Here is a 21,034-nt window from a genome sequence, read left to right as displayed (position 1 = left end):
AATTTCACGGAAAGGTGTAATTCGTCGAAAAAAGCACTTTTTACATAGACGAGCTCTGTATTTTACGTATCATTACAGGCGCTAACCTCCCCGATTAGCAGAAGAACACGAGAACACCCCACATCTCTCCTACCTACTTTACTTAAGAGCACCTACTTACAAATAGAACTGTTGTATGAAAATGAGAACGCACTTTGTTGCCCTTGTTTTATTTGTAATTACTTTGGCTTCTTGCAGTAAAGAATCCTTAGAAAACACAAGTATTACCGAGGCTGAGAACGCTACAGATGTTGAATTGGAATTATTGGCGGTTGTTAATGACCATCGCATTTCTCTAGGCCAATCTGCTTTAGATTTTAGTGAAGTGGCTTACGAATATGCAAATCAGCATAATGATTATATGATTTCAATAGGAAGTATCAATCACGATAATTTCAGCTCTAGAGCTTCAAAAATCTCTTCTCAGGCAAGTGCTGAGTTTGTAGCTGAAAATGTTGCCAAGGATTATACGAATGCAGCGGAAGCTTTTCAAGGTTGGTTAAATAGTTCGAGTCACAAAAAAACCATGGAGGGAGATTTTTCCCATACTGCAGTCAGTGTTAAAATAAATGATTCTGGCGACTATTATTTTACACAAATATTCTTCAGACAAGGTAACTAAAAAAGCCGATTTCTTTTCTTAAATTTGATTGAATCTGTTGTTCAATTTTTAAAACTAGATTGAACAAAATCAATTACTTATTTATGTCAATAGCACCTCCGTTTAATCTCCACAAATGGATTGAAGAAAACCGTGATACTCTAAAACCACCCGTAGGAAATAAAAATCTATACAAAGACGCCGGGGATTATATCGTTATGATTGTCGCTGGCCCTAATGCAAGAAAAGACTATCATTACAACGAAACGGAAGAACTTTTTTATCAGCTCGAAGGAAATATAGAAGTACATATTCAAGAGGGTGGACAAAAGAAAACTATGAAGTTAGAGGCAGGAGATATGTATTTACATCCCGCGAAAGTGCCACATTCTCCTGTGCGTCATGAGGGAAGTATTGGCTTGGTAGTTGAACGCAAACGGGCTGATATGGAGGTTGATGACGGCCTGCTTTGGTTCTGTGAAACCTGTAACCACAAATTGTACGAAGCTTACTTCACACTAAACGATATCGAAAAGGATTTTCTAGGACATTTCAATCATTTTTACGGTTCCGAAAAATTGAGAACTTGTACTAATTGCGGGACGGTTATGCCCATTGATAAACGTTTTGTTGCCGAAGAAGACTAAACTCTGAAAACATGGAAATCACTATCAAAATTTTAATTGGACTTGTAGCATTTTTGCACCTCTATTTTCTCTACTTTGAAATGTTTGCATGGACAACAAAGGGCCCCAAAATATTTCGAAGTTTTTCCAAGGATTTATTTGCACCAACAAAATCAATGGCCGCTAATCAAGGCCTGTACAATGGTTTCTTAGCAGCTGGATTAATTTGGACATTTTTTATCACCGACCTAGCTTGGAAAGATAACATTGCTCTTTTCTTTTTAGGATGTGTTGCCGTGGCAGGAATTTATGGTGCCCTTACTGTAGAAAAGAAAATATTTTTTATTCAGGCTCTACCGGCATTGATTGCTATGACTCTTATCCTTTTCAAATGATGAAAACGGTAGTCGTACTTTCCTTAATTCTAACAACGATATCCGTATCAGCCCAAATGAGCCCTGAAGAAGTAGTACAAAAACAGTTGGAAACTTATAATAACCGAGATATTGAAGGGTTCATGTCTGTCATCGACATGAACATTACAATGCGTGATTTTTCCTCTGGAAAAGTTACTTTGGAAGGTTATGATGCCTGCAAGAAAGTGTATGCTGATTTATTTGCGACTTCTCCCAAACTCCATTCTAAAATATTGACCCGAACAGTTTTCGACAATAAGGTCATTGACCACGAATATATTACAGGAAGAAAAGGAAGCGATACACCTATTGAATTAGTACTTATTTATGAGGTAAATGGTGAAAAAATCACCAAGATATCTGTCCTTCGAAAACAAGAATAAATCAGTTGTTTATTCGTAGTTTTGTAGAAATTTAACAATTCACGCTTAAAAAGTTATAAAATGTCAAAAATAGCCACGGAATTTGGTATTACTGAAGCGCTAAAAGCCTTAGGAATTAAAGAAATCAATGAAGGGACTTCTACAGGTTCTGATAATTTTTCTTCTGGAGAAATTATAGAATCCTACTCTCCTGTTGATGGCGCCTTGATTGGAAAAGTGAAAGCCACTTCCAAAGAAGACTATGAAAAGGTAATGACCACAGCTACGGCTGCATTCAAAACTTGGCGTCAAAAACCTGCTCCACTGAGAGGTGAAATTGTGCGTCAGTTTGGTGAAAAATTACGTGAATTAAAAGAACCGCTTGGAAAATTGGTGTCCTACGAAATGGGAAAAAGCTACCAAGAAGGTTTGGGCGAGGTTCAAGAAATGATTGACATCTGCGATTTCGCAGTCGGACTTTCAAGACAATTACACGGTTTGACCATGCACTCTGAACGTCCAGGACACAGAATGTACGAGCAGTATCATCCTTTAGGGGTTGTTGGAATTATTTCGGCCTTTAACTTTCCCGTTGCGGTTTGGGCTTGGAATACCGCCTTAGCATGGATTTGTGGAGATGTTTGTGTTTGGAAGCCATCCGAGAAGACACCTTTATGTGGCGTTGCCTGTCAAAATATCGCAGCGGAAGTTTTCAAGGCAAACGGACTTCCAGAAGGTATTTCATGTTTAATTAATGGAGATTATAAGGTTGGTGAAATGATGACCAAAGATGGGCGCGTTCCATTGGTTTCAGCTACAGGTTCTATCCGCATGGGGAAAATCGTTGCGCAAGCAGTTGCGGCAAGATTAGGAAAATCTTTATTAGAATTAGGAGGAAACAACGCAATTATCGTTACTCCAGATGCAGATATTAAAATGACAGTGATTGGCGCTGTATTTGGCGCTGTAGGAACAGCAGGCCAACGTTGTACTTCAACGCGAAGATTGATTATTCATGAGTCTATTTATGATAAGGTAAAAGATGCGGTTGTAGCTGCCTATGGTCAATTGCGTATCGGTAATCCTTTGGATGAAAACAACCATGTTGGCCCATTAATCGATACAGATGCTGTTGGTCACTACAATAAAGCCTTGGAAAAGGTTATTGCTGAAGGTGGAAAAGTAATCGTAGAAGGAGGCGTTTTAGAGGGTGAAGGTTATGAAAGTGGATGTTATGTAAAACCTGCTATAGCAGAAGCGAAAAACGATTTTGAAATCGTTCAACATGAAACTTTTGCACCAGTACTGTACCTTTTAAAATATTCTGGGGATGTTGAAAATGCAATTACAGTTCAAAACGGAGTAGTTCAAGGACTTTCTTCCGCCATCATGACCAATAATTTAAGGGAAGCAGAACGTTTCTTAAGTCAAAATGGCAGTGATTGTGGAATTGCCAACGTCAATATTGGAACTTCCGGTGCCGAAATAGGTGGTGCTTTTGGTGGCGAAAAAGAAACTGGCGGTGGTCGCGAAAGTGGTTCGGATGCATGGAAAATATACATGCGTCGTCAAACGAATACAATTAACTACACTACAGAACTTCCGCTCGCTCAAGGAATCAAATTCGATTTGTAAATTATTGATGTAGCTTAAATTAAAAAGCTCCTAGTTGTTTAGCTCCTTCATTCACCGACTGGCGAACTGGCTCAAACAATTAGGAGTTTTCTATTTCCAATAGAATTCCAAAACCTTTTTATCCGGATTATCAAAAAGTATTTGGGTTGGACTATATTCTCTTCGGTGCCCCGATAAAATATCTTCGTTACTTATTAATAGTTATTTCCTCAGAAAGGTTAACACGAAAAAGCATAAAAAACCCGCTGTTACTCAAAATCTACCCGTTCCCCCGAATGATAGTCTTGAAATAACAGCGGGATTAACCAAACTAACTCAAACACTAAGTTGTATATAGAAGTCTTATGAATTGCTTCCATTTTTCGACTTTAGAGGCTCTGTTTCCTGAACTCGCCAGCTTCCGTGGAGGAGAGCCTGGGTTCCAAGAACTATCACCATACAAGCAAAAGTCAATATTTTTATAATTTCAGTTTTCATATTTGTTTTGTTCAAACTTCTAATCCTTTTCAAATATAGGTTTAGGATCTATTCTTCTTTTTCAACATTGTATTGTTGGATGTAATTTCTGTGTAAATGGTAAAAAATAGGCTTTTCCAGTTTCTCTGTGCACTCCTATTTGTTAGTACCTTACCTTAAAAAAGGTAAACATCCTAATAAATACCCTGTCCATTAAAAAGAAGACAGGGTATAAACTAGACTAACTCAAACAACTATTTTAATGTGACAAACCATAATGGTTCATGACTTCTTCATAGGTCATCTTTGTGAAGTCCTGGTTTGAACTTTTTCCTGCAACACCCGACGGAATTATAACATACCGTACTTTCCTAACACCAGTGAATCTCTCTGGAGTTACCCTATCAACAGCTCTGCCTAAAAATCTTATTTTACCAGTAAGGACTGCAAAGTAGTAAGATTGGTTATTGGAAACATAAGGAATAGGTAGAACACTTCCAGTAGTGAGTTCTCCGTAGGCAAGAATTACTCCACTATCCTTAACCTCTTGATTCAATCTATTATCTGTAATATCAAATGATGTTGATGTGACTGCTGCCAAACCGTATTCTGCGTCAATCCATTCAGATGCTATTACATTTGCATTGCCATCGGCGCCATCTTCACCCGCCGGACCTGCCGGGCCTTCTGGTCCCGCTGGACCTTGTTCTCCGTCTTCCCCATCCTGACCATCTTCACCGTTAGCGCCAGCTGGACCGACAGGGCCTTGTTCGCCTTGTGGACCTTGCTCACCCTGCGGTCCTTGTTCTCCATCTGTACCATCTTGACCATCCACTCCGTCTTCACCGTCAGTGCCATCAGTTCCATTCGTACCATCACTGCCGTTGGTTCCATTTGTTCCACTTAACCCATTCTCAACAGGTATCGGCTCTAGTAATGCAACATCTTCTAAATCATTCTTTTTGCAAGATGCAAATACAAGGACGAGGATGCATATTCCTTTTGTTAAAAATTTTAATGTAGTTCTCATAATCAAATATTTTAAGTTTATTGTTTGACCTTTTATGAGAACTCAAATGAAAAGGTTAACATCTTTAATTCCTGAAATTTGATTTCTAGCCTAACTTTTAGTCAAAACAAAACCCTATCACAATGCCGATCTTTGTCGGGAGTGATAGGGTTTTCACTTAATATTTTTCAGCAATTTCAGAAATTCTTAATTGACGGAGTCCAGATATTTTATGAATGGTATCAAAAACTGTATAAATAACAGCAAAACAACAGGCAAGCCATGTAATACTTACATGAATTCGGAATGCTTACTTACTCATTTATAGGATTTAATTCACAATAATTTAACATTTTAAGGAAATTTTTTAATACATTGTGAATTCAACACTAAATCATTTTTAACAATGACAAAAACAACAACAAACTTGTTGCTGATGCTCATTACCATTTTGGCTGGTACGTATTTTTATATTACGTGCTGCAGCTCATGCGGTGCTTCTACGGCAGAAGAACCTGTTAAAGAAGCGGTAACAGCTCCAGTAACACCCGAAGCAACGTCGTATCCCTTTGCATTTAGCGATGGTGATTATGCGTACAATGAAAACGACAATTATAATTTTAATGTGTCGTCCTCATCGATTTTAATGCCACTCTCCCAAAAAGTAACAGATGGGATTGCCAGCTTAAAAGCCTTTTTAGCTGAAAATGCAGGTAAAGTTATTAACCTTACCGGCTATTATAAAAGCGATGAAACGAACGATTCCGCTTTTCCGAATTTAGGTTTAGCTCGTGCCAATGCGGTAAAAAACCACTTGGTAGAAAACGGCATCTCTTCGACCCAAATCAACACTATGGGAAAATTGATGGATGAAATGGTAGCAAAAGGTGAAATGTTCTTAGGGCCCATCGCTTATGGTATTGGTGACGCAGCACCTGATGCCGAAGATGAGATGAAGGCTCTCAGAGATAAAATAAATGCAAACCCTCTTGTTCTTTATTTTGAAACCAACCAAGCATCGATTAGTCTTAGTGCGGAGCAGCGTCAAAAAGTTGCTGATATTTCTAGATATCTTGATAAGGTTGAAGGCGCATCTTGTAACGTTGTGGGTCACACTGACAATGTTGGTCGTCGTGGACCAAATGTTCGCTTAGGACAGGGTAGAGCTGATTTTGCCAAATCGTATTTGGTGCGAAACGGAATTGCAGCTACAAAAATCAACGCTTCATCTAAAGGACCAGATTCTCCGGTTGAAAGTAACGCAACAGAAGAGGGAAGGGCTAAAAACAGAAGAACTGAAGTCACATTAAACTAATAATTAACTCATAAAATAATATAAAAATGGATTTTGAAAATATGAATATTTGGTGCTGGTTAATTCCACTACTTGTAGGTGCAATTTGTGGAATTCTTGGTTACCTTATTGGTAAGGGTTCGAGTACTACGATAGATAATTCAGGTGAACTTAACGCTTGGAAGGATAAAAATGCCAAACTTCAGGCTGATCTTGATGCTTGTAATGGGAAATTGAAAGTAGCCTCAACTGCAGCAGCAGCAGGTGCAGCTACAACGGCGGCATCATTAACTGCAAGCGCCCCTGCTGTCGAAACTAAAATTCCTTTCGATGCCGCAGCAGCAAAAGCAGCAATGGGCAAAGCAATTAAAGAGGATGACCTTAAAGTTGTGGAAGGAATCGGACCCAAAATTGAGGGTATGTTCCATGATGGAGGTATCAAGACTTGGAAAGAACTCTCTGAAACCGCTGTCGCTAGATGTCAAGAGATTCTTGATGGAGGAGGTGAACGCTACAAAGTTCATAATCCTGCTTCTTGGCCAATGCAGGCTAAAATGGCGTACGAAGGTAAATGGGCTGAACTTGCAAAATGGCAAGATGAGCATGACCACGGAAAGTTGTAATCATACGATTGATATTCAACTAAAAAGGTCCGCGATTGCGGACCTTTTTTATTTTGATTCTATTTCATCTTTAAACCATTCCATTAGCTTCTACCCATTTGAAGCGATACTGGTCTTCAGGAAATTGCATGCGTTCAGAAATACGTAGCAGTCTCGCCGGCAGCCTCATTAAATAATCTCTTGCTTTTTCTGCTTCATCAGATAATCCGCGTATAGCATCTATTTCCCAATATACATTCAGCTTACTGAGAATATCTATGTAGTCTTGTGCCGTATATACCCCTAAACGCTGTGCACAATTCGAAAAATTTTCAAATGCTGTACCAATGCTTCCGCCCGACTCTCTTAAAAAGTGAGCTGGCATTACAATTTTCTTTTTCATCATATCCGCAAAAGCCAACATCATACCAGACGGATCTTCACCAAATATGGTCTTTACAAACTCTCGATATGCTAAATGGTGCCGCATTTCATCACCAGCGATAATGGTACACATCTTTCCCAATAAGGCGTTGCCTTTTTTCTTGGCCATCTGCCCTACCCTTTTGTGAGATATGTTTGTTGCCAGTTCTTGGAAGGACGTATATACAAAATTCTTATAAGGATCTCTATCGGTACCGATATCAAATCCATCTGTTAACAAATGCTGAGTAGTAATTTCTACTTCACGCATATTCACTCTTCCTGACAGATATAAATACTTGTTCAGAACATCTCCGTGACGATTTTCTTCTCCTGTCCACGCTCTTACCCATTTAGACCAACCGTTTTTCTTTCCATCATGCTGATTGATTCCTTCAACATCCATAAGCCAAGATTCGTAAGTTGGCAAAGCTTCTTCAGTAATAGTATCAGCAACCATGGTCACCCAAAAGTCATAACCCAGTTCTTTTGATTCCCCGCGTAAGGTTTCAACTGCATCTAGAAACCCCTCACTTTGTGAATCTGGTAAGAAATCAGTCGGTTGCCATATATCTTCAATGGGTATTAGAAAAGAGTCGATAAACCCCTCAACCTTGTGCTCTATCGCCTGCATCACCTCTAATCGTATGTTCTTTTCTACCATTATTTTATTTTTTACAAAGTTCGGAAATAATACATAGTTATTCCTCGAACAATCCGTCTATTTTAATTTCTTCCTTTTTCTGTAGGATATAAGGTATGGACTGGGTCACTTTGCCATATCTCTTTTGTATCAACATCTATAACAGAAAGTGGCCCCTTGAATGCTGCGCCCGTATCGATATTCCAAACATTTGCGCTCATTGTTGGAACAACATCCGATAGTTTTTTTGAAATAGGGGTATGCCCGATATAGATTTCTGAATAGTGCTTCAACCGACTCGGATAATACTCGTCTTCTTTCAACATTTCAGGATTCAGTGATTGTGCCAACTCCCACAAGGTTCTATCCCAATAAAAGGTTTTTGTGAAGTATTCATGTTCTACTCCTTTTAGGTTCGTAAATCCTGCATGTAAAAAGAGTCTATTGGCTGAATCTAGATGATAATTTTCAAGCCCTTCATAAAACTGCAAATGCGCCTCAATGGTTTTGTCATCTGCTTCCTCATAAGATTCAAGCGTAGCCTGTCCACCGTGTTGAAGCCAAATAGGATTGTCTTTTTTTTCTTTTAGCCAATCATAGCATAACTCATCATGATTTCCTTGAATAAATACGCAATTATGGGTTTCCTTAAGGGCTATAAGAAAGTTGACCGTTTCAACAGCGGTACTCCATCCATCTACATAATCCCCAAGAAAAACAATCTTATCATCTGAGGTAACCTTAGCTTTTTCTAATACCTGCTCCAAAGCGCTTAATCCGGAATGGATATCACCGATTACCAAAGTCCTACTCTTTTTCATTCTGCAAAAATCGCAATTACGGCGATGACTGCAATAATAAAAAGGACCAAAAAGAAAATTTTCCAAAACGAATAGGGCCGGGTTCCACTCAACGTTCCTGTCTGCCCATTGATAGAGAAATGATATTCCTTTCCGTTATAGCGATATGAGCTTATGTAAACAGGAAGCAAAATGTGTTTAAAGGTTTCATCAGCTAACTTTATATCTGCGTGCGAAATACGCTGGGTATCACCTCCAATGTCTCGTCGTATCCAGTTATGGGCAATATGCTTTGCTTCTTGGAAGGATTGATGATGTCCTTCTTTTAGCGAAACGGTGTACTTTTCAGTTACAAAGCCAGATAAATATTTAGAGTTGAAAGCCACTAACTTTTTTGTGTCCCAAAATGCTATTTTGGTCGGAATATCTCGTCTTTTCTTATGGGAAGCATTAATCAGAATATCATCAATGAACCCTTTTACCGAGCCGGAAGCTGATGACCACCTTGTTTTTCGAACTTGTCGAGTTTGTATTCCGTTCTTAGTTCTCACACGCTGGGTTTCATAATAATAATCACCTCGTTGACCGTGATAAGCAGCAAATAAGTTGGCATCAAAGGTCCAATATGGGACGTACAGTCCATGTAACCCTTCAGGATCTAAAGCAGCTCTTTTCAGCTTGCTTGGCGCAAACCAAATTCCATTGACCCAGTTTTTAAAAATGCCTCTAGCCTTTTTGGAGTCCAGTTGAAACGGAACCAGTGCTCCTGGTAATATCCAACCTTCCCTTTCAACATCCTCACGAATCAAAGGTTCACCGCAATACACGCAACTTAAAGATTTATAGTTTTCCTCTACGTGTTGATTAGCTCCACAATGTTTGCAATTCAGTAAATCAATGGTATTCGTATAGGCGTTCTCACCAACAACCTTTAAATAATGCTGTAGCTCGAGCTCTTCGAAACTGCTCTTAGTTTGTTCAATAAATTCTTCATACCCACAGTACTCACATTTTAATTGATGTGAGCCGGGTTTAAATTTTAGCTCCGCCCCGCAATTGGCGCAGTCCTTTTTATGTTCGGAATTTAGTGTTTCTTCTTCTTGCATTCTATTTGATAGAAGTTGGTTCGGAAAGTCCTCCCCTAGCCCCTCCAATGGAGGGGGAATAGCTTATCTTAATTTCCTATAGTTATGCTGTAGGTAATGGTGGTGGAGTACTTCCTCCTAAGAAGGATTTTAATTCTTCTACATCTTTTAAAGCAGTCCAGTTTTGCATGCCTTGTTTCCAAACCAATGAATCTTTATTGACTGTTCTGCTTGCAAACAATTCTTTCAACTTGTCGATAGAAACCGGACCCATTTGTTGTCCATTGCTCGCGTAATGATACATTACCTGAGTTGGCATGGGTGGAGGAGTAGCCACTTGTTGCGGAGCACCAAAAACCTGTTGTTGAGCTTGTGGATTCATCATTCCACCCATTTGCTGTGCTAGTACAAAGCCCATTCCCATTCCCATTCCGGCACCAGCTGTGCCACCCTCGTTTTTGGCAGCGGCTTCCATAGCTTTGGCAGCTTTGAATTGTGCCAATTTGGTCATGTCTAATTTGTCTAGACGACTATATTCAAATATTTCTTTTTTGAGTTCTTCGGGCATCGATACATTCTCTATATAGAATTTTTCCAATTCAATACCTACCCTGCCGAATTCGGGCTGCATTACTTCCTGACAAGTTTCGGAAAGTTCTGTTGTATTTGCCGCGTAAAGTTCAATCGGAAGATTAGCCTCCCCAACAGTATCGGTAAAACGCGTGACGATTAAACTTTTCAAGTGTTCATTAACTTCATAATTGGTGAAATTACCGTCAGTTCCAACCACATCGACGACAAACTTTCCTGGGTCGTTAATTCTGAAACTATAGGTTCCGAATGCGCGAATTTCTACCAAACCAAAGCGTTCATCACTTAACATGAATGGGTTCTTTGTCCCCCACTTTTCATCGGTAAACAAACGTGTGTTTACAAAATACACCTCTGCTTTAAACGGACTATCGAATCCGTATTTCCATCCTTTTAGTGTAGCTAAAATAGGAAGGTTTTGGGTAGTCAAATCATAGGTGCCTGGCGTAAAAACATCTGCCAACTGCCCTTCATTAATAAAAACAGCGGTTTGCCCTTCACGAACAATGAGTTTCGCGTTGTTCTTTATCTCATTTTGATAGCGTTCAAAACGGTGAACGATTGTATCATTGGTGTTGTCAAGCCACTCAACTATGTCAATGAATTCATGACTGAGTTTCTTTTTTATTTCGTCAAATAAGCCCATTACTTTTCGTTTTAATTAGTTTTTGAAAAGGTATGAATTTCTTTGAAGGGGTGCAAAAAGATGAAATTATTCAATTCTTAAATTGATACTGATTTTTGGAGTAATAAATACTCCTCTTGACATTTAAATCAAAACAAGATTTAGAAAGGAAAAAATAACCAAAATAGATGAATTTCTTTTAAATGATTAAGCAGCTAATTTTATTATGAAAGCTTACCTCTTAAATAATAAGTTACACCTTGGAGGGCATTAGAGACTCATTAAAATTTACTCATCACCTATGAAAGCGCGTTCTTATTTTGATGACAATATTTTACTATTATTCGGCTTATTAACTTGAAAGTTCTCATAAAAGTAGTTTTCTAATTTAATGGTTTTTGATTTTTCAGTTTTTTTGCCATTATATGATGCTGTAATCAAAAACTCTTGAGTTATCCTCAAATGTTCATGATTGCCCTCATATTTAACCTCTCCAATCAAATCTGACCGAAAGGAACTTAATTGATATTTATTTTTGGTATATGGCCTAAAACGTAATTCTAAAGATTGAAAGTTGGTTTTACTCTTGTAAGGAATCTGCTTTTTTTAGAGAATTCATCTGAAAAAACACCATCGATTTTGGTATTTACTATTTTACCAATACCAGTTCTTCGTTTGTAGCTAAGCTTCGAACACCAAGTAGCAACTCTGGTAAAATCGAAGTGGGTCAAAAAGTGAATGTTTCCCTTTATGATTATCCTGAATACGAATTTGGGGTCATCAAAGGAAAGGTAACGAGTATTTTGTCCATTTCAAGTACAGAAGGTATCTATATTGTTAATGTTTCAATTCCTTCAGAATTAACCACTTCTTTCGGAAAACAAATAGAATTTAAGCAAGAGATGAAGGGGAAAGCAGATATTATCACAGAAGATTTAAGGCTTTTAGAGCGACTGCTCTATCAGTTTCGGGAGGTTTTCAAAAGGTAGGCTTAACTATAATTTCATTCAACAGTGTATCATAAACTGTTTTTGTCATTATCTTGCTCCCCTAAGCAATTGACTTGATTATGCGAAATGTATATTGTATCGGAGAACTCTTAATTGACTTTGTTGCCGAAAAGCAAGGGAACAATCTTTCAAAAGCACATGAGTTTACAAAAAAAGCAGGTGGAGCACCGGCCAATGTGGCTTGTGCCATTGCCAAATTGGGTGGTAAGAGTAAGTTCGTTGGTTGTGTGGGCAATGACCCTTTTGGTGATTTTCTTCTTAATGTTTTAAAGGAAAATGACGTTGATATTTCATTTGCTCAACGTTCAAAAACTTTCACAACCTTAGCCTTTGTCTCGCTAGCTGAAGACGGCGAACGCGATTTTGTTTTCAGTAGAGGTGCCGATAAAAAACTGGCATATGATTCGTCTTTAAGAAATGATTTTAAAGACAGCATCGTTCACCTAGGTGCCGCTACCGCCTTATTAGGCGGTGATTTAGAAAAAGCCTACGGGCGTTACTTTTTTGATGCGCTTACCCAAGATGCCTTTATAAGTTTTGACCCAAATTTCAGGGGGGATTTATGGCGTGATGAAGAAGAAGCCTTTGTAAAAAAATGCATGCTTTTTGTTGAAAAATCACATTTATGTAAATTCAGTTTAGAGGAGGCCCAACTACTTTCAGGAAAGAGCGACCTTTATGAAGCCAGCGATTTTCTCCATGAAATTGGCGCTAAAATTATCACGATTACGCTTGGAGGTGACGGTACTTTTGTCAGTACTGCTGAAATAAAAGAAACTGTTCCTAGTATTCTTGTAAAACCCATTGATACGACTGGAGCTGGAGATGCTTTTATAGGTTGTTTGTTACAGCAAATTGCAAACCTTCAAAACCCCAATGAAATAGTAGAAAACACAAGTCTTTTAATAAAAATGGTAAAAAATGCCAATAAAGCAGGGGCCTTGACTACTACGAACTATGGGGCGATTCCATCATTACCTTCCCGAGATGCTGTTTTTGATTCTTCCGAGCCTCACCTTTAATTATATTTTACTTTTCTTAAAATACGAAGAGACTCTTTCATAGTTTGATAGATTTTTTTATCGTGTCTTTTAAGTAATGGTCTAGCATTCTCCATTTGGTCTTTCGCCTCATCAAATCCGTTTAAAAAACAAATTAAATATGTATCAGGAAGATGCCTTAGATCAGACAGTTCAGCCTTATTCAGTGTTATCTTCTTTTCTAATTTTCGCAATAATGCGTTGTTAGAGTTCAAAATATGATGCAATATTTTCTTATCATATTGAGGTGGTTTAAAAATCAAATCAGTTTGAATCTGATAAGTGCCATTATCTGAAAAAGTAATGACGACCTTTTCTAATGGAAAGTACTGCTGTTTCTTTCCTAGACCCAATTGAACATATTCAATAGTGGTAAAAGAATGTTCATCATATGATATCGTGACTTCATCCAAAGTTGAATAGAACAACTTTACTTGTTCATTGATTAACTCAATATCAACTCTTGAAAAATAGGTGTCTCCTTTTACTTTTTTTTGGATTCCAGCCCAGCAAACAATAAACTGTTCTTTAAATACTTTATAGTTGCTTTCTAGGTCTTTATGGCGGTTATTGATAAAATCAATAACACCATCTAAAGTCAATTCTATATTATTCCGCGCATGTTGTTCTATTTTTGCGACAGCATCCCTATTGATGTCTTTAAGCTCGATATCATAGGCTTTTGGCATGCTAATACTACCTTCTCTAAAAAAAACCATTCCTCCATAATATTTCCAGATATTCTTGCGAAGGGCACATACTTTTCCATTGGATTTTATGGTAACCAACCCAACTACTTTCCCTTCCTCAAGATGCGGAAATGGAATATTTTCATAAGAAATTAAAGGCGGATTATCGAGATAGGCATTGACTAAATTCTGAATTTTACTATCATCAAAAAAGTCAACTCCGACAATCTGATTATCCTCATCCTCAACACCAATAACTATAAATGAATTGTTCTTCGGATTGCTGTTTGCCAAGGCACAAACATGCTTCAAAAACTTAGCTTTACCCTCCTTTTGACCAATAGCAATAAAACGCTTTTTGTCATAAAAACTATTCTCGTCATTATGGGCGAGAAGGTTTTTGACAAGTAAGCGTTTGTTAATCATTCTTTTAAAATACAAACTCAAATTTCAAATACAAACTCAAGGCACAAATTGTATTTGATTTTCGAACTTGTATTTGAAGTTAAGCAGACTATTTCTAATTTTTATTAATGATTGTAGAGGATGCCTGCGCAGTTGGCATGACCACAAGATCAGCAATATTCACATGATATGGACGTGTAACTACAAAGTGAATAATGTCAGCGATATCCTCTGCTTTTAGTGCTTGAAAACCATTGTAAACTGTTTCAGCCCGCACTAAATCACCTTTAAAACGCACATCACTAAACTCCGTTTCAACAAGGCCCGGGTTGACCGCTCCGACCCGAATTCCGTGGGCATTCAAGTCAATTCGCATGCCCTGGTTTATGGCATCCACTGCGTGTTTACTGGCACAATATACATTGCCTCTAGGGTATACTTCCTTTCCCGCAGTTGAACCGATATTGATAATGTGTCCCGATTTTCTTGCAACCATTTGAGGAATTATGGACTTTGACATATAAAGCAGCCCTTTTACATTAATGTCCAACATTGCATCCCAATCTTCCAGGCTTCCTTCATCTATAGTATCAAGACCATAAGCGTTACCCGCATTATTTATCAAAATATCAATAGTTGTAAAATCCGTAGGTAAAGAATTGATTGCACTGAAAACAGCATCCTTATCTCGAACATCGAAATTTAATGCATGAACACTGGTCTTCTCTCCAAGTGTTGATTTCAGTTCATCCAATCGTTCTTGTCGTCTCCCGCAAAGAATCAAACGAATTCCATTTTCGGCAAATAGCTCTGCCGTTGCCTTGCCAATGCCGCTAGTAGCTCCTGTGATTAATGCTGTTTTATTCATTTTGTATTTTTTTGTTTTAGGGGACTTCATGTCCTTTACTTGCTTCTAAAAGTATGAACCAGTCTTCCAATTCTAAATCTATTTGGGTTGCTTCCATCGATGCTTTCAACCGCTCTTTCGATGCGGTACCCACAACAGGATATATGTCTGAAGGATGTTTTAAAATCCATGCTAAAAGTAATTGATCTGCATTTGCATTATACTTTGATAGCATGGGAGCGATTGCTTTTTGAATGCGTTTAACTTGAACGTTGTCTTCACGAAAGTATGAACCTAACGGACTCCATGACATCGCCATTCGCTTCTTTGCCAAACAGTCATCCAAAGAACCATCATACATAACTTCGTTAGCTGTCAAAGAAAATTCAACTTGATTTCCTGACACCGGAATTGCAGTTTCTAACAAGGCTATTTGAGAGGGATTGAAGTTTGATACTCCGAATGATCTTATCTTTCCATCGTGTAATAGCTTTGAAATAGCTTCTGCAATAGTTTCAGGATGCATCAAAGGACTAGGGCGATGCAAAAGGAAAAGATCCAGATAATCTGTTTTAAGGTTTTTCAGGGATTGCTCCGCAGACCAGACGATGTATTCCTTAGAGAAGTTGTAGTGTTTGACCTTGTTAGACCTTGAATCATCAACCATTTGAATACCACATTTGGTGATGAGCTGTACCTCGTCTCTCACTACTTTGCTTTCCTTAAAAGCTTTTCCAAAAGTTGCTTCGGTTGAATACCCGCCATAGATATCTGCGTGGTCAAAAGTAGTAATACCCTCATCCAAACAATAGTACATTAGGCTACACATTTCTTGAGTTGTAAAATTCTTTCCCCAGTTACCCCAAGTCATGGTGCCAGCTATAATTTTAGAATACTGTTTTTTATTTTGCATAGGATGGTGAAATTAAAAAATAATTATGTCAATTTCAGGTAGGAATTTACCGATTTTGGGCTTCCTTAATTTTTCCTATCTTTCGCCATCGTCAGTTTAGAAAAATCTATTCTTTGAATTGTTAAAAAAGAAATGCTGATTCAAAAGTATATTTTGAAATTAATATCCTACAAATACCTTAAAGACTTCATAAAAATAAGGGGTTAAGCTATTTTTTAACCAATCATTAACAGCTACTCAGTGAATAAATTTTCAATTTGCACCACCAATTATAGATAAACCGATCATTACCGAAATTTTAAAAGAATATATGGAAGAAAATACTACTGTTGATATTAGCGCGGTAAACGAAAAAATAGCACAAGAAAGCGCCTTTATCGATTTACTGATGTTGGAGATGAACAAAGTCATTGTTGGTCAAAAACACATGGTCGAACGATTACTTATCGGACTTCTTGGCCAAGGCCATATTCTATTGGAGGGAGTTCCTGGACTTGCCAAAACTTTAGCGATTAATACACTTTCAAAAGCAGTCAAGGGGGAGTTTAGTCGCATTCAGTTTACGCCAGACCTTTTACCGGCAGATGTAGTTGGTACTATGATTTACAATATGAAGGTCAATGACTTCTCTATCAAGAAAGGTCCTATTTTTGCCAACTTTGTATTGGCTGATGAGATTAATAGGGCACCTGCGAAAGTGCAATCGGCTTTGCTTGAGGCAATGCAGGAAAAACAGGTCACGATTGGTGATGAAACCTTTATTCTTGATAAGCCTTTCTTGGTAATGGCAACACAAAATCCTGTAGAACAGGAAGGAACTTATCCCTTACCAGAAGCACAAGTTGACCGTTTTATGTTGAAAACGGTAATCGACTACCCGAAGATGAATGAAGAGCAGTTGATTATGCGTCAGAATCTGAAAGGGGCTTATGATGAAGTTAAACCCGTAGTTACTTTAAAGCAGATTTTAAGTGCGCAACAGGCGGTTCGTGACGTTTATATGGATGAAAAAATAGAGAAATATATCTTAGATATTGTATTCGCTACCCGTTATCCTGAGAAATATAATCTAGAACACTTAAAGCCGCTCATTAGTTTTGGAGCATCCCCTCGTGGAAGTATCAATCTTGGTACTGCCGCCAAATGTTATGCCTTTATAAAAAGACGGGGTTATGTAGTGCCAGAAGATGTTCGCGCCGTAGTACACGACGTATTGCGACATAGAATAGGTATTACCTATGAGGCCGAAGCGGAAAATATCACTTCAGAAGAAATTATCAATAAGATAGTAAACGAGATCGAAGTACCCTAAAAGCAGTTGGCAATGGCAGTAAGCAATTTTCTTGAATATTGCGACTGTCTTCTGCAACTGGATACTGTTTACTCAATAGATGGATACCAAAGAATTACTTAAGAAAGTTCGTAAAATCGAAATAAAGACTCGGCGTCTTTCCGACCATATTTTTGGTGGGGAGTACCACTCTACTTTTAAAGGTCGCGGAATGACTTTTAGTGAGGTCCGTCAATATCAATTCGGAGATGATGTACGCAGTATTGATTGGAATGTCACAGCTCGCTACAACGAACCCTATGTAAAAGTTTTTGAGGAAGAACGTGAACTGACTATGATGTTAATGGTTGACGTCAGTGGCTCAGAACTCTTCGGAACTTCCAATCAGTTCAAAAAAGAAATAATTACCGAAATATCTGCTACACTTGCCTTCTCGGCTCTTCAGAATAATGATAAAGCGGGCCTAATTCTATTTTCCGATGAAGTTGAGCTTTTCATTCCACCTAAAAAAGGGAAAAGCCATGTACTTCGTATCATACGTGAGCTTTTGGAATTCAAACCAAAAAGCAATAAAACTGATTTAGCTGGTGCCCTAAAGTATTTGACCAATGTAATGAAGAAGAAAGCCATTGTTTTTGTGCTTTCTGATTTTATTGCCGAGGATTACGAGCGCACTATGAAAATTATTGGAAACAAGCATGACGTGACCGGTATTCGTGTTTACGATGAGCGTGAAGAATCCATACCGAATTTAGGGATGGTACAAATGCAAGATTTCGAAACCGGAACGATTCAATTGGTAAACACCCAATCTAAAAGTGTGAGAAATGCATATGCCAAATACCATCGTGAGCGAGTAGATTACTTTAAAGACACTTTTACCAAATCTGGCTCTGGTGTTTTAGATTGTCGTGTTGATGAAAGCTATGTGAAGAAGTTGTTGGGATATTTTAAGCGAAGAGGATAATGGGAAGTTTGAAATATGAAATACGAAGTACGAAATGCCCAGCGAATGGTTTGCGGTATGTCCTTCTATTTCTATTCTTCGGGCATTCCTTCTTCGGATATGCCCAATCAACTGCTAAAATTACTTCAGAGGTAGATACCACTTTTATCAAAATTGGTGAACAGATAATTTGGACAGTTTATGTGGATACCGATTCTACCGCAAATGTAATTTTTCCTGAGGGACAGACTTTCTCTCCTTTAGAAACGGTTGAAGCATTTAAAACGGACACTACTCGAAAAAAAGACCGTTTTACACTCGAAAAATCATACGCACTTACCCAATTCGATTCGGGTTCGTATAAACTCCCAACCCAAAGAATTGATATCAATGGTCAAGGGTTTTTTACCGATTCCCTTCAAATTGATGTGGCTACTGTACCCGTCGATACGCTCAACCAACAGATGTACGACATCAAAGATTTGATGGTCGTCGAAAAAAGTCATTCAGGTTGGTGGAAAATAGCACTTGGGATTTTACTCGGGCTAGCCATTTTAGGTGGATTGCTATACTGGTTTGGATTCCGAAAAAAGCCATTGACAGAAGAAGAGAAAGTAGCATTACTGCCACCCTATGACCGGGCGATGTTGGAATTGAAAAAGTTGGAAAATTCCAGATACCTCATTCAAGACGAATACAAAAAATACTATTCTGAACTGACAGATATTGTTCGCTCCTACTTAGAAGAAGATGTAAATGTTACGGCCTTAGAAAGTACAACTGACCAGTTGATTGATAAGCTGGAGTTAATGACAGATTCTGGAGAATTGGAATTGGATAAAGACACCATTTCCCAATTCAAAAGAATTCTACAAACAGCTGATTTAGTAAAATTCGCTAAATCAAAACCAGAGACCTCAGTTGCAGAACAGGATAGAAAATCCATAGAACAAATTGTTGAAAAGACGCATGAAGCACTTCCAGAACCTACGGAGGAAGAATTAATGCAGCAAGCAGAATACATAGAAGAATTAGAGCGTAAAAAACAGAAAAAAAGAATCCTTATTGCTAGTATAAGCCTAGCCGGTTTAATTTTGATTTCAGCAATTGCGGCTTCTGCGTATTTCGGTTTTCAATATACAAAAGACACGATTTTAGGGCATCCCACAAAAGAATTGTTAGAAGGCGAATGGGTAAGAAGTTCATATGGGTTTCCTCCGGTCATTGTAGAAACCCCTAAGGTTTTGATTCGTGAAGAAGTCAAGCTTCCCCCAGATGCTAAGGCAACAATCAAAGAACTACAAATGTTCGGATATAGGAGCTCCGTTGGTCTATTTACCATGGCGACTTCTTCGATGTCTCTTGTTAATCCAGAGCAAGAACCTGAGTTTGAACAATCAATCGAAACGATTATCAAAGAGTTTGAGCAGAAAGGGGCTAAAAATATTATTACTAAGCAAGAAGATTTTAAAACGGTTTCGGGTGTTACAGGGGTAAAGGTTTTTGGAAGTGGAAAATTTGCAGTGCCAGAGTCTGATGAATTGATTCGGGGAAAATATACTTTAATCATGTTTGGTGGAAAAGGCTTTCAACAACAAGTAATTCTTACTTGGTTAGATGATGACTCCTATGCTCAGAAAATAGTAGATAGAATTTTAGCAACCCTCGAAGTTAAATTAGAATCATAATGTTTAAAGACGTACAATTTGCAAATCCAGATTTCTTTTGGTTGCTTCTATTGCTTCCATTGGCTGCGCTATGGTACTTCTTTAAACGCAAAGAGCAAACACCATCACTTAAAATATCGAGTATAAAAGGATTTTCAACCCAAGGATTTCTTCCAAAGTTAAAACCCCTTTTATTTCTATTGCGTCTTTTGGCATTAGCAGCAATCATTGTCGCTATCGCCAGACCACAAACCAAAGATGTTTCAACAAGAACCAAGACAACTAAGGGAATCGATATTGTAATGGCTATTGATGTTTCCTCAAGTATGCTGGCCCGCGATTTAAAACCTAATCGGTTAGCAGCATTGAAAAAGGTGGCTGCAGACTTTATTAGAAAACGCCCGAATGATAGAATCGGTTTGGTAGCCTATGCGGGTGAAGGGTATACGAAAACTCCGATTACTAGTGATAAATCCATTGTTTTAAGTTCTTTAAGGGAGATTACTTATGGACAATTAAATGATGGTACAGCCATCGGAATGGGTTTGGCTACTTCGGTAAATCGACTCAAAGAAAGCAAGGCAATTAGTAAGATTATCATTTTATTAACGGACGGAGTCAACAATTCTGGCTTTATTGAACCCCAAACAGCCGCAGACCTTGCTATTGAATATGATATTAAGACCTATACCATTGGTCTTGGCACAAATGGAAATGCCTTATCGCCAGTAGCCTACAACGCTGATGGGTCCTTTAGATATGGTATGAGACAGGTAGAAATCGATGAAGAGTTATTGAAAGATATTGCGAAGGTTACGGGAGGAAAATATTTTAGGGCCACCAATAATGAAAAGCTTGAAGAAATTTACGACGAAATCAATAAGTTAGAAAAAACAGAAATAGAGGAGTTCAAATACACCCGATACGAGGAAAAGTTTCGACCTTGGATACTTTTGGCGGGAGTGCTACTACTCTTAGAATGGATTTTGAGAAATACCTTATTTCGAAGTTTTATATAG

21 protein-coding genes are annotated in these 21,034 nt (G+C 38.2%); 13 read left to right on the top strand and 8 right to left on the bottom strand.

The features are described 5' to 3' along the window. Positions 1–175 precede the first annotated feature (175 nt). The 5 genes from FEE95_RS07110 to amaB all read left to right on the top strand — a co-directional run bounded on the left by FEE95_RS07110 (position 176) and on the right by amaB (position 3,679). Positions 176–661, top strand: a complete 486-nt coding sequence (locus FEE95_RS07110; protein WP_138657181.1) for a CAP domain-containing protein — start codon at positions 176–178, stop codon at positions 659–661. A gap of 83 nt (positions 662–744) precedes the next feature. After that, on the top strand, positions 745–1,287 hold the full coding sequence (locus FEE95_RS07105) for a 3-hydroxyanthranilate 3,4-dioxygenase (protein WP_138657180.1): 543 nt from the start codon (positions 745–747) through the stop codon (positions 1,285–1,287). 11 nt (positions 1,288–1,298) lie between these two features. Beyond that, positions 1,299–1,661 carry a DUF1304 domain-containing protein gene (locus tag FEE95_RS07100; RefSeq protein ID WP_138657179.1) on the top strand — a complete coding sequence of 121 codons (363 nt, stop codon included), beginning with the start codon at positions 1,299–1,301 and terminating at the stop codon, positions 1,659–1,661. After that, complete coding sequence (locus tag FEE95_RS07095; protein WP_171036992.1) at positions 1,658–2,065, top strand: nuclear transport factor 2 family protein; 408 nt, start codon at positions 1,658–1,660, stop codon at positions 2,063–2,065. The genes FEE95_RS07100 and FEE95_RS07095 overlap by 4 nt, the downstream gene beginning before the upstream one ends. Before the next feature lie 60 nt (positions 2,066–2,125). Further along, positions 2,126–3,679 (top strand): L-piperidine-6-carboxylate dehydrogenase, encoded by a 1,554-nt coding sequence (amaB, locus tag FEE95_RS07090; protein WP_138657177.1) that lies wholly within the window; start codon positions 2,126–2,128, stop codon positions 3,677–3,679. Between the two features lie 715 nt (positions 3,680–4,394). Here the strand turns inward: amaB and FEE95_RS07085 are convergent. Then, complete coding sequence (locus FEE95_RS07085) at positions 4,395–5,165, bottom strand: collagen-like domain-containing protein (RefSeq protein WP_138657176.1); 771 nt, start codon at positions 5,163–5,165, stop codon at positions 4,395–4,397. Positions 5,166–5,550: 385 nt separating this feature from the next. Here FEE95_RS07085 and FEE95_RS07080 point away from each other — a divergent pair, with 385 nt between their 5' ends. Together FEE95_RS07080 and FEE95_RS07075 are read left to right on the top strand one after the other, a co-directional pair. Then, on the top strand, positions 5,551–6,459 hold the full coding sequence (locus FEE95_RS07080; RefSeq protein ID WP_138657175.1) for an OmpA family protein: 909 nt from the start codon (positions 5,551–5,553) through the stop codon (positions 6,457–6,459). Positions 6,460–6,485: 26 nt separating this feature from the next. Continuing rightward, positions 6,486–7,061, top strand: a complete 576-nt coding sequence (locus FEE95_RS07075; protein ID WP_138657174.1) for a hypothetical protein — start codon at positions 6,486–6,488, stop codon at positions 7,059–7,061. 70 nt (positions 7,062–7,131) lie between these two features. On the opposite strand, the gene FEE95_RS07070 is transcribed toward FEE95_RS07075, so the two are convergent. The 4 genes from FEE95_RS07070 to FEE95_RS07055 all read right to left on the bottom strand — a co-directional run bounded on the left by FEE95_RS07070 (position 7,132) and on the right by FEE95_RS07055 (position 11,228). Continuing rightward, positions 7,132–8,127 carry an acyl-ACP desaturase gene (locus FEE95_RS07070; protein ID WP_138657173.1) on the bottom strand — a complete coding sequence of 332 codons (996 nt, stop codon included), beginning with the start codon at positions 8,125–8,127 and terminating at the stop codon, positions 7,132–7,134. Positions 8,128–8,189: 62 nt separating this feature from the next. Next, a complete protein-coding gene (locus tag FEE95_RS07065) occupies positions 8,190–8,927 on the bottom strand; it encodes a metallophosphoesterase (protein ID WP_138657172.1) in 738 nt (245 codons plus the stop codon). Further along, a complete protein-coding gene (locus FEE95_RS07060; protein ID WP_138657171.1) occupies positions 8,924–10,012 on the bottom strand; it encodes a TFIIB-type zinc ribbon-containing protein in 1,089 nt (362 codons plus the stop codon). The genes FEE95_RS07065 and FEE95_RS07060 overlap by 4 nt, the downstream gene beginning before the upstream one ends. 82 nt (positions 10,013–10,094) lie before the next feature. Beyond that, positions 10,095–11,228, bottom strand: coding sequence for an SPFH domain-containing protein (locus FEE95_RS07055; protein ID WP_138657170.1), 1,134 nt, complete (start codon positions 11,226–11,228; stop codon positions 10,095–10,097). A 611-nt stretch (positions 11,229–11,839) separates the two neighbouring features. Between FEE95_RS07055 and FEE95_RS07050 the strand changes: the two genes are divergently transcribed. Further along, positions 11,840–12,196: an HlyD family efflux transporter periplasmic adaptor subunit gene (locus FEE95_RS07050; protein ID WP_317129243.1), complete on the top strand. Its 357-nt coding sequence runs from the start codon at positions 11,840–11,842 to the stop codon at positions 12,194–12,196. A gap of 80 nt (positions 12,197–12,276) precedes the next feature. Then, a complete protein-coding gene (locus FEE95_RS07045; protein WP_138657168.1) occupies positions 12,277–13,239 on the top strand; it encodes a carbohydrate kinase family protein in 963 nt (320 codons plus the stop codon). Here the strand turns inward: FEE95_RS07045 and FEE95_RS07040 are convergent. The 3 genes from FEE95_RS07040 to FEE95_RS07030 all read right to left on the bottom strand — a co-directional run bounded on the left by FEE95_RS07040 (position 13,236) and on the right by FEE95_RS07030 (position 16,111). Further along, a complete protein-coding gene (locus tag FEE95_RS07040; RefSeq protein ID WP_138657167.1) occupies positions 13,236–14,372 on the bottom strand; it encodes an ATP-binding protein in 1,137 nt (378 codons plus the stop codon). The genes FEE95_RS07045 and FEE95_RS07040 overlap by 4 nt on opposite strands. 94 nt (positions 14,373–14,466) lie before the next feature. Then, a complete protein-coding gene (locus tag FEE95_RS07035; RefSeq protein WP_138657166.1) occupies positions 14,467–15,219 on the bottom strand; it encodes an SDR family NAD(P)-dependent oxidoreductase in 753 nt (250 codons plus the stop codon). 16 nt (positions 15,220–15,235) lie between these two features. Then, a complete protein-coding gene (locus FEE95_RS07030) occupies positions 15,236–16,111 on the bottom strand; it encodes an aldo/keto reductase (RefSeq protein ID WP_138657165.1) in 876 nt (291 codons plus the stop codon). 310 nt (positions 16,112–16,421) lie between these two features. Between FEE95_RS07030 and FEE95_RS07025 the strand changes: the two genes are divergently transcribed. The 4 genes from FEE95_RS07025 to FEE95_RS07010 all read left to right on the top strand — a co-directional run bounded on the left by FEE95_RS07025 (position 16,422) and on the right by FEE95_RS07010 (position 21,034). After that, on the top strand, positions 16,422–17,423 hold the full coding sequence (locus FEE95_RS07025) for an AAA family ATPase (protein WP_138657164.1): 1,002 nt from the start codon (positions 16,422–16,424) through the stop codon (positions 17,421–17,423). A gap of 79 nt (positions 17,424–17,502) precedes the next feature. Then, positions 17,503–18,369 carry a DUF58 domain-containing protein gene (locus FEE95_RS07020; protein WP_138657163.1) on the top strand — a complete coding sequence of 289 codons (867 nt, stop codon included), beginning with the start codon at positions 17,503–17,505 and terminating at the stop codon, positions 18,367–18,369. After that, on the top strand, positions 18,369–20,036 hold the full coding sequence (locus FEE95_RS07015) for a hypothetical protein (protein ID WP_238474510.1): 1,668 nt from the start codon (positions 18,369–18,371) through the stop codon (positions 20,034–20,036). Before FEE95_RS07020 ends, FEE95_RS07015 begins: the two co-directional genes overlap by 1 nt. Beyond that, positions 20,036–21,034, top strand: a complete 999-nt coding sequence (locus tag FEE95_RS07010) for a vWA domain-containing protein (RefSeq protein WP_138657162.1) — start codon at positions 20,036–20,038, stop codon at positions 21,032–21,034. Before FEE95_RS07015 ends, FEE95_RS07010 begins: the two co-directional genes overlap by 1 nt.

The sequence above is a fragment of the Maribacter algarum (ex Zhang et al. 2020) genome (genome assembly GCF_005885635.1).
Classification (GTDB): Bacteria; Bacteroidota; Bacteroidia; order Flavobacteriales; family Flavobacteriaceae; genus Maribacter_C; species Maribacter_C algarum.
Note: the sequence above shows the minus strand (reverse complement) of the source record. Positions and strands in the feature narration are given on the sequence as shown.

What these genes read in the sequence shown, in the direction of transcription:
- FEE95_RS07060 (WP_138657171.1), bottom strand. Translation starts at nt 10,012, where the DNA reads ATGCAAGAAGAAGAAACACTAAATTCCGAACATAAAAAGGACTGCGCC.
- FEE95_RS07095 (WP_171036992.1), top strand. Translation starts at nt 1,658, where the DNA reads ATGATGAAAACGGTAGTCGTACTTTCCTTAATTCTAACAACGATATCC.
- FEE95_RS07030 (WP_138657165.1), bottom strand. Translation starts at nt 16,111, where the DNA reads ATGCAAAATAAAAAACAGTATTCTAAAATTATAGCTGGCACCATGACT.
- FEE95_RS07025 (WP_138657164.1), top strand. Translation starts at nt 16,422, where the DNA reads ATGGAAGAAAATACTACTGTTGATATTAGCGCGGTAAACGAAAAAATA.
- FEE95_RS07080 (WP_138657175.1), top strand. Translation starts at nt 5,551, where the DNA reads ATGACAAAAACAACAACAAACTTGTTGCTGATGCTCATTACCATTTTG.
- FEE95_RS07100 (WP_138657179.1), top strand. Translation starts at nt 1,299, where the DNA reads ATGGAAATCACTATCAAAATTTTAATTGGACTTGTAGCATTTTTGCAC.
- FEE95_RS07040 (WP_138657167.1), bottom strand. Translation starts at nt 14,372, where the DNA reads ATGATTAACAAACGCTTACTTGTCAAAAACCTTCTCGCCCATAATGAC.
- FEE95_RS07020 (WP_138657163.1), top strand. Translation starts at nt 17,503, where the DNA reads ATGGATACCAAAGAATTACTTAAGAAAGTTCGTAAAATCGAAATAAAG.
- FEE95_RS07045 (WP_138657168.1), top strand. Translation starts at nt 12,277, where the DNA reads ATGCGAAATGTATATTGTATCGGAGAACTCTTAATTGACTTTGTTGCC.
- amaB (WP_138657177.1), top strand. Translation starts at nt 2,126, where the DNA reads ATGTCAAAAATAGCCACGGAATTTGGTATTACTGAAGCGCTAAAAGCC.
- FEE95_RS07010 (WP_138657162.1), top strand. Translation starts at nt 20,036, where the DNA reads ATGTTTAAAGACGTACAATTTGCAAATCCAGATTTCTTTTGGTTGCTT.
- FEE95_RS07075 (WP_138657174.1), top strand. Translation starts at nt 6,486, where the DNA reads ATGGATTTTGAAAATATGAATATTTGGTGCTGGTTAATTCCACTACTT.
- FEE95_RS07070 (WP_138657173.1), bottom strand. Translation starts at nt 8,127, where the DNA reads ATGGTAGAAAAGAACATACGATTAGAGGTGATGCAGGCGATAGAGCAC.
- FEE95_RS07055 (WP_138657170.1), bottom strand. Translation starts at nt 11,228, where the DNA reads ATGGGCTTATTTGACGAAATAAAAAAGAAACTCAGTCATGAATTCATT.
- FEE95_RS07110 (WP_138657181.1), top strand. Translation starts at nt 176, where the DNA reads ATGAAAATGAGAACGCACTTTGTTGCCCTTGTTTTATTTGTAATTACT.
- FEE95_RS07105 (WP_138657180.1), top strand. Translation starts at nt 745, where the DNA reads ATGTCAATAGCACCTCCGTTTAATCTCCACAAATGGATTGAAGAAAAC.
- FEE95_RS07065 (WP_138657172.1), bottom strand. Translation starts at nt 8,927, where the DNA reads ATGAAAAAGAGTAGGACTTTGGTAATCGGTGATATCCATTCCGGATTA.
- FEE95_RS07085 (WP_138657176.1), bottom strand. Translation starts at nt 5,165, where the DNA reads ATGAGAACTACATTAAAATTTTTAACAAAAGGAATATGCATCCTCGTC.
- FEE95_RS07035 (WP_138657166.1), bottom strand. Translation starts at nt 15,219, where the DNA reads ATGAATAAAACAGCATTAATCACAGGAGCTACTAGCGGCATTGGCAAG.
- FEE95_RS07015 (WP_238474510.1), top strand. Translation starts at nt 18,369, where the DNA reads ATGGGAAGTTTGAAATATGAAATACGAAGTACGAAATGCCCAGCGAAT.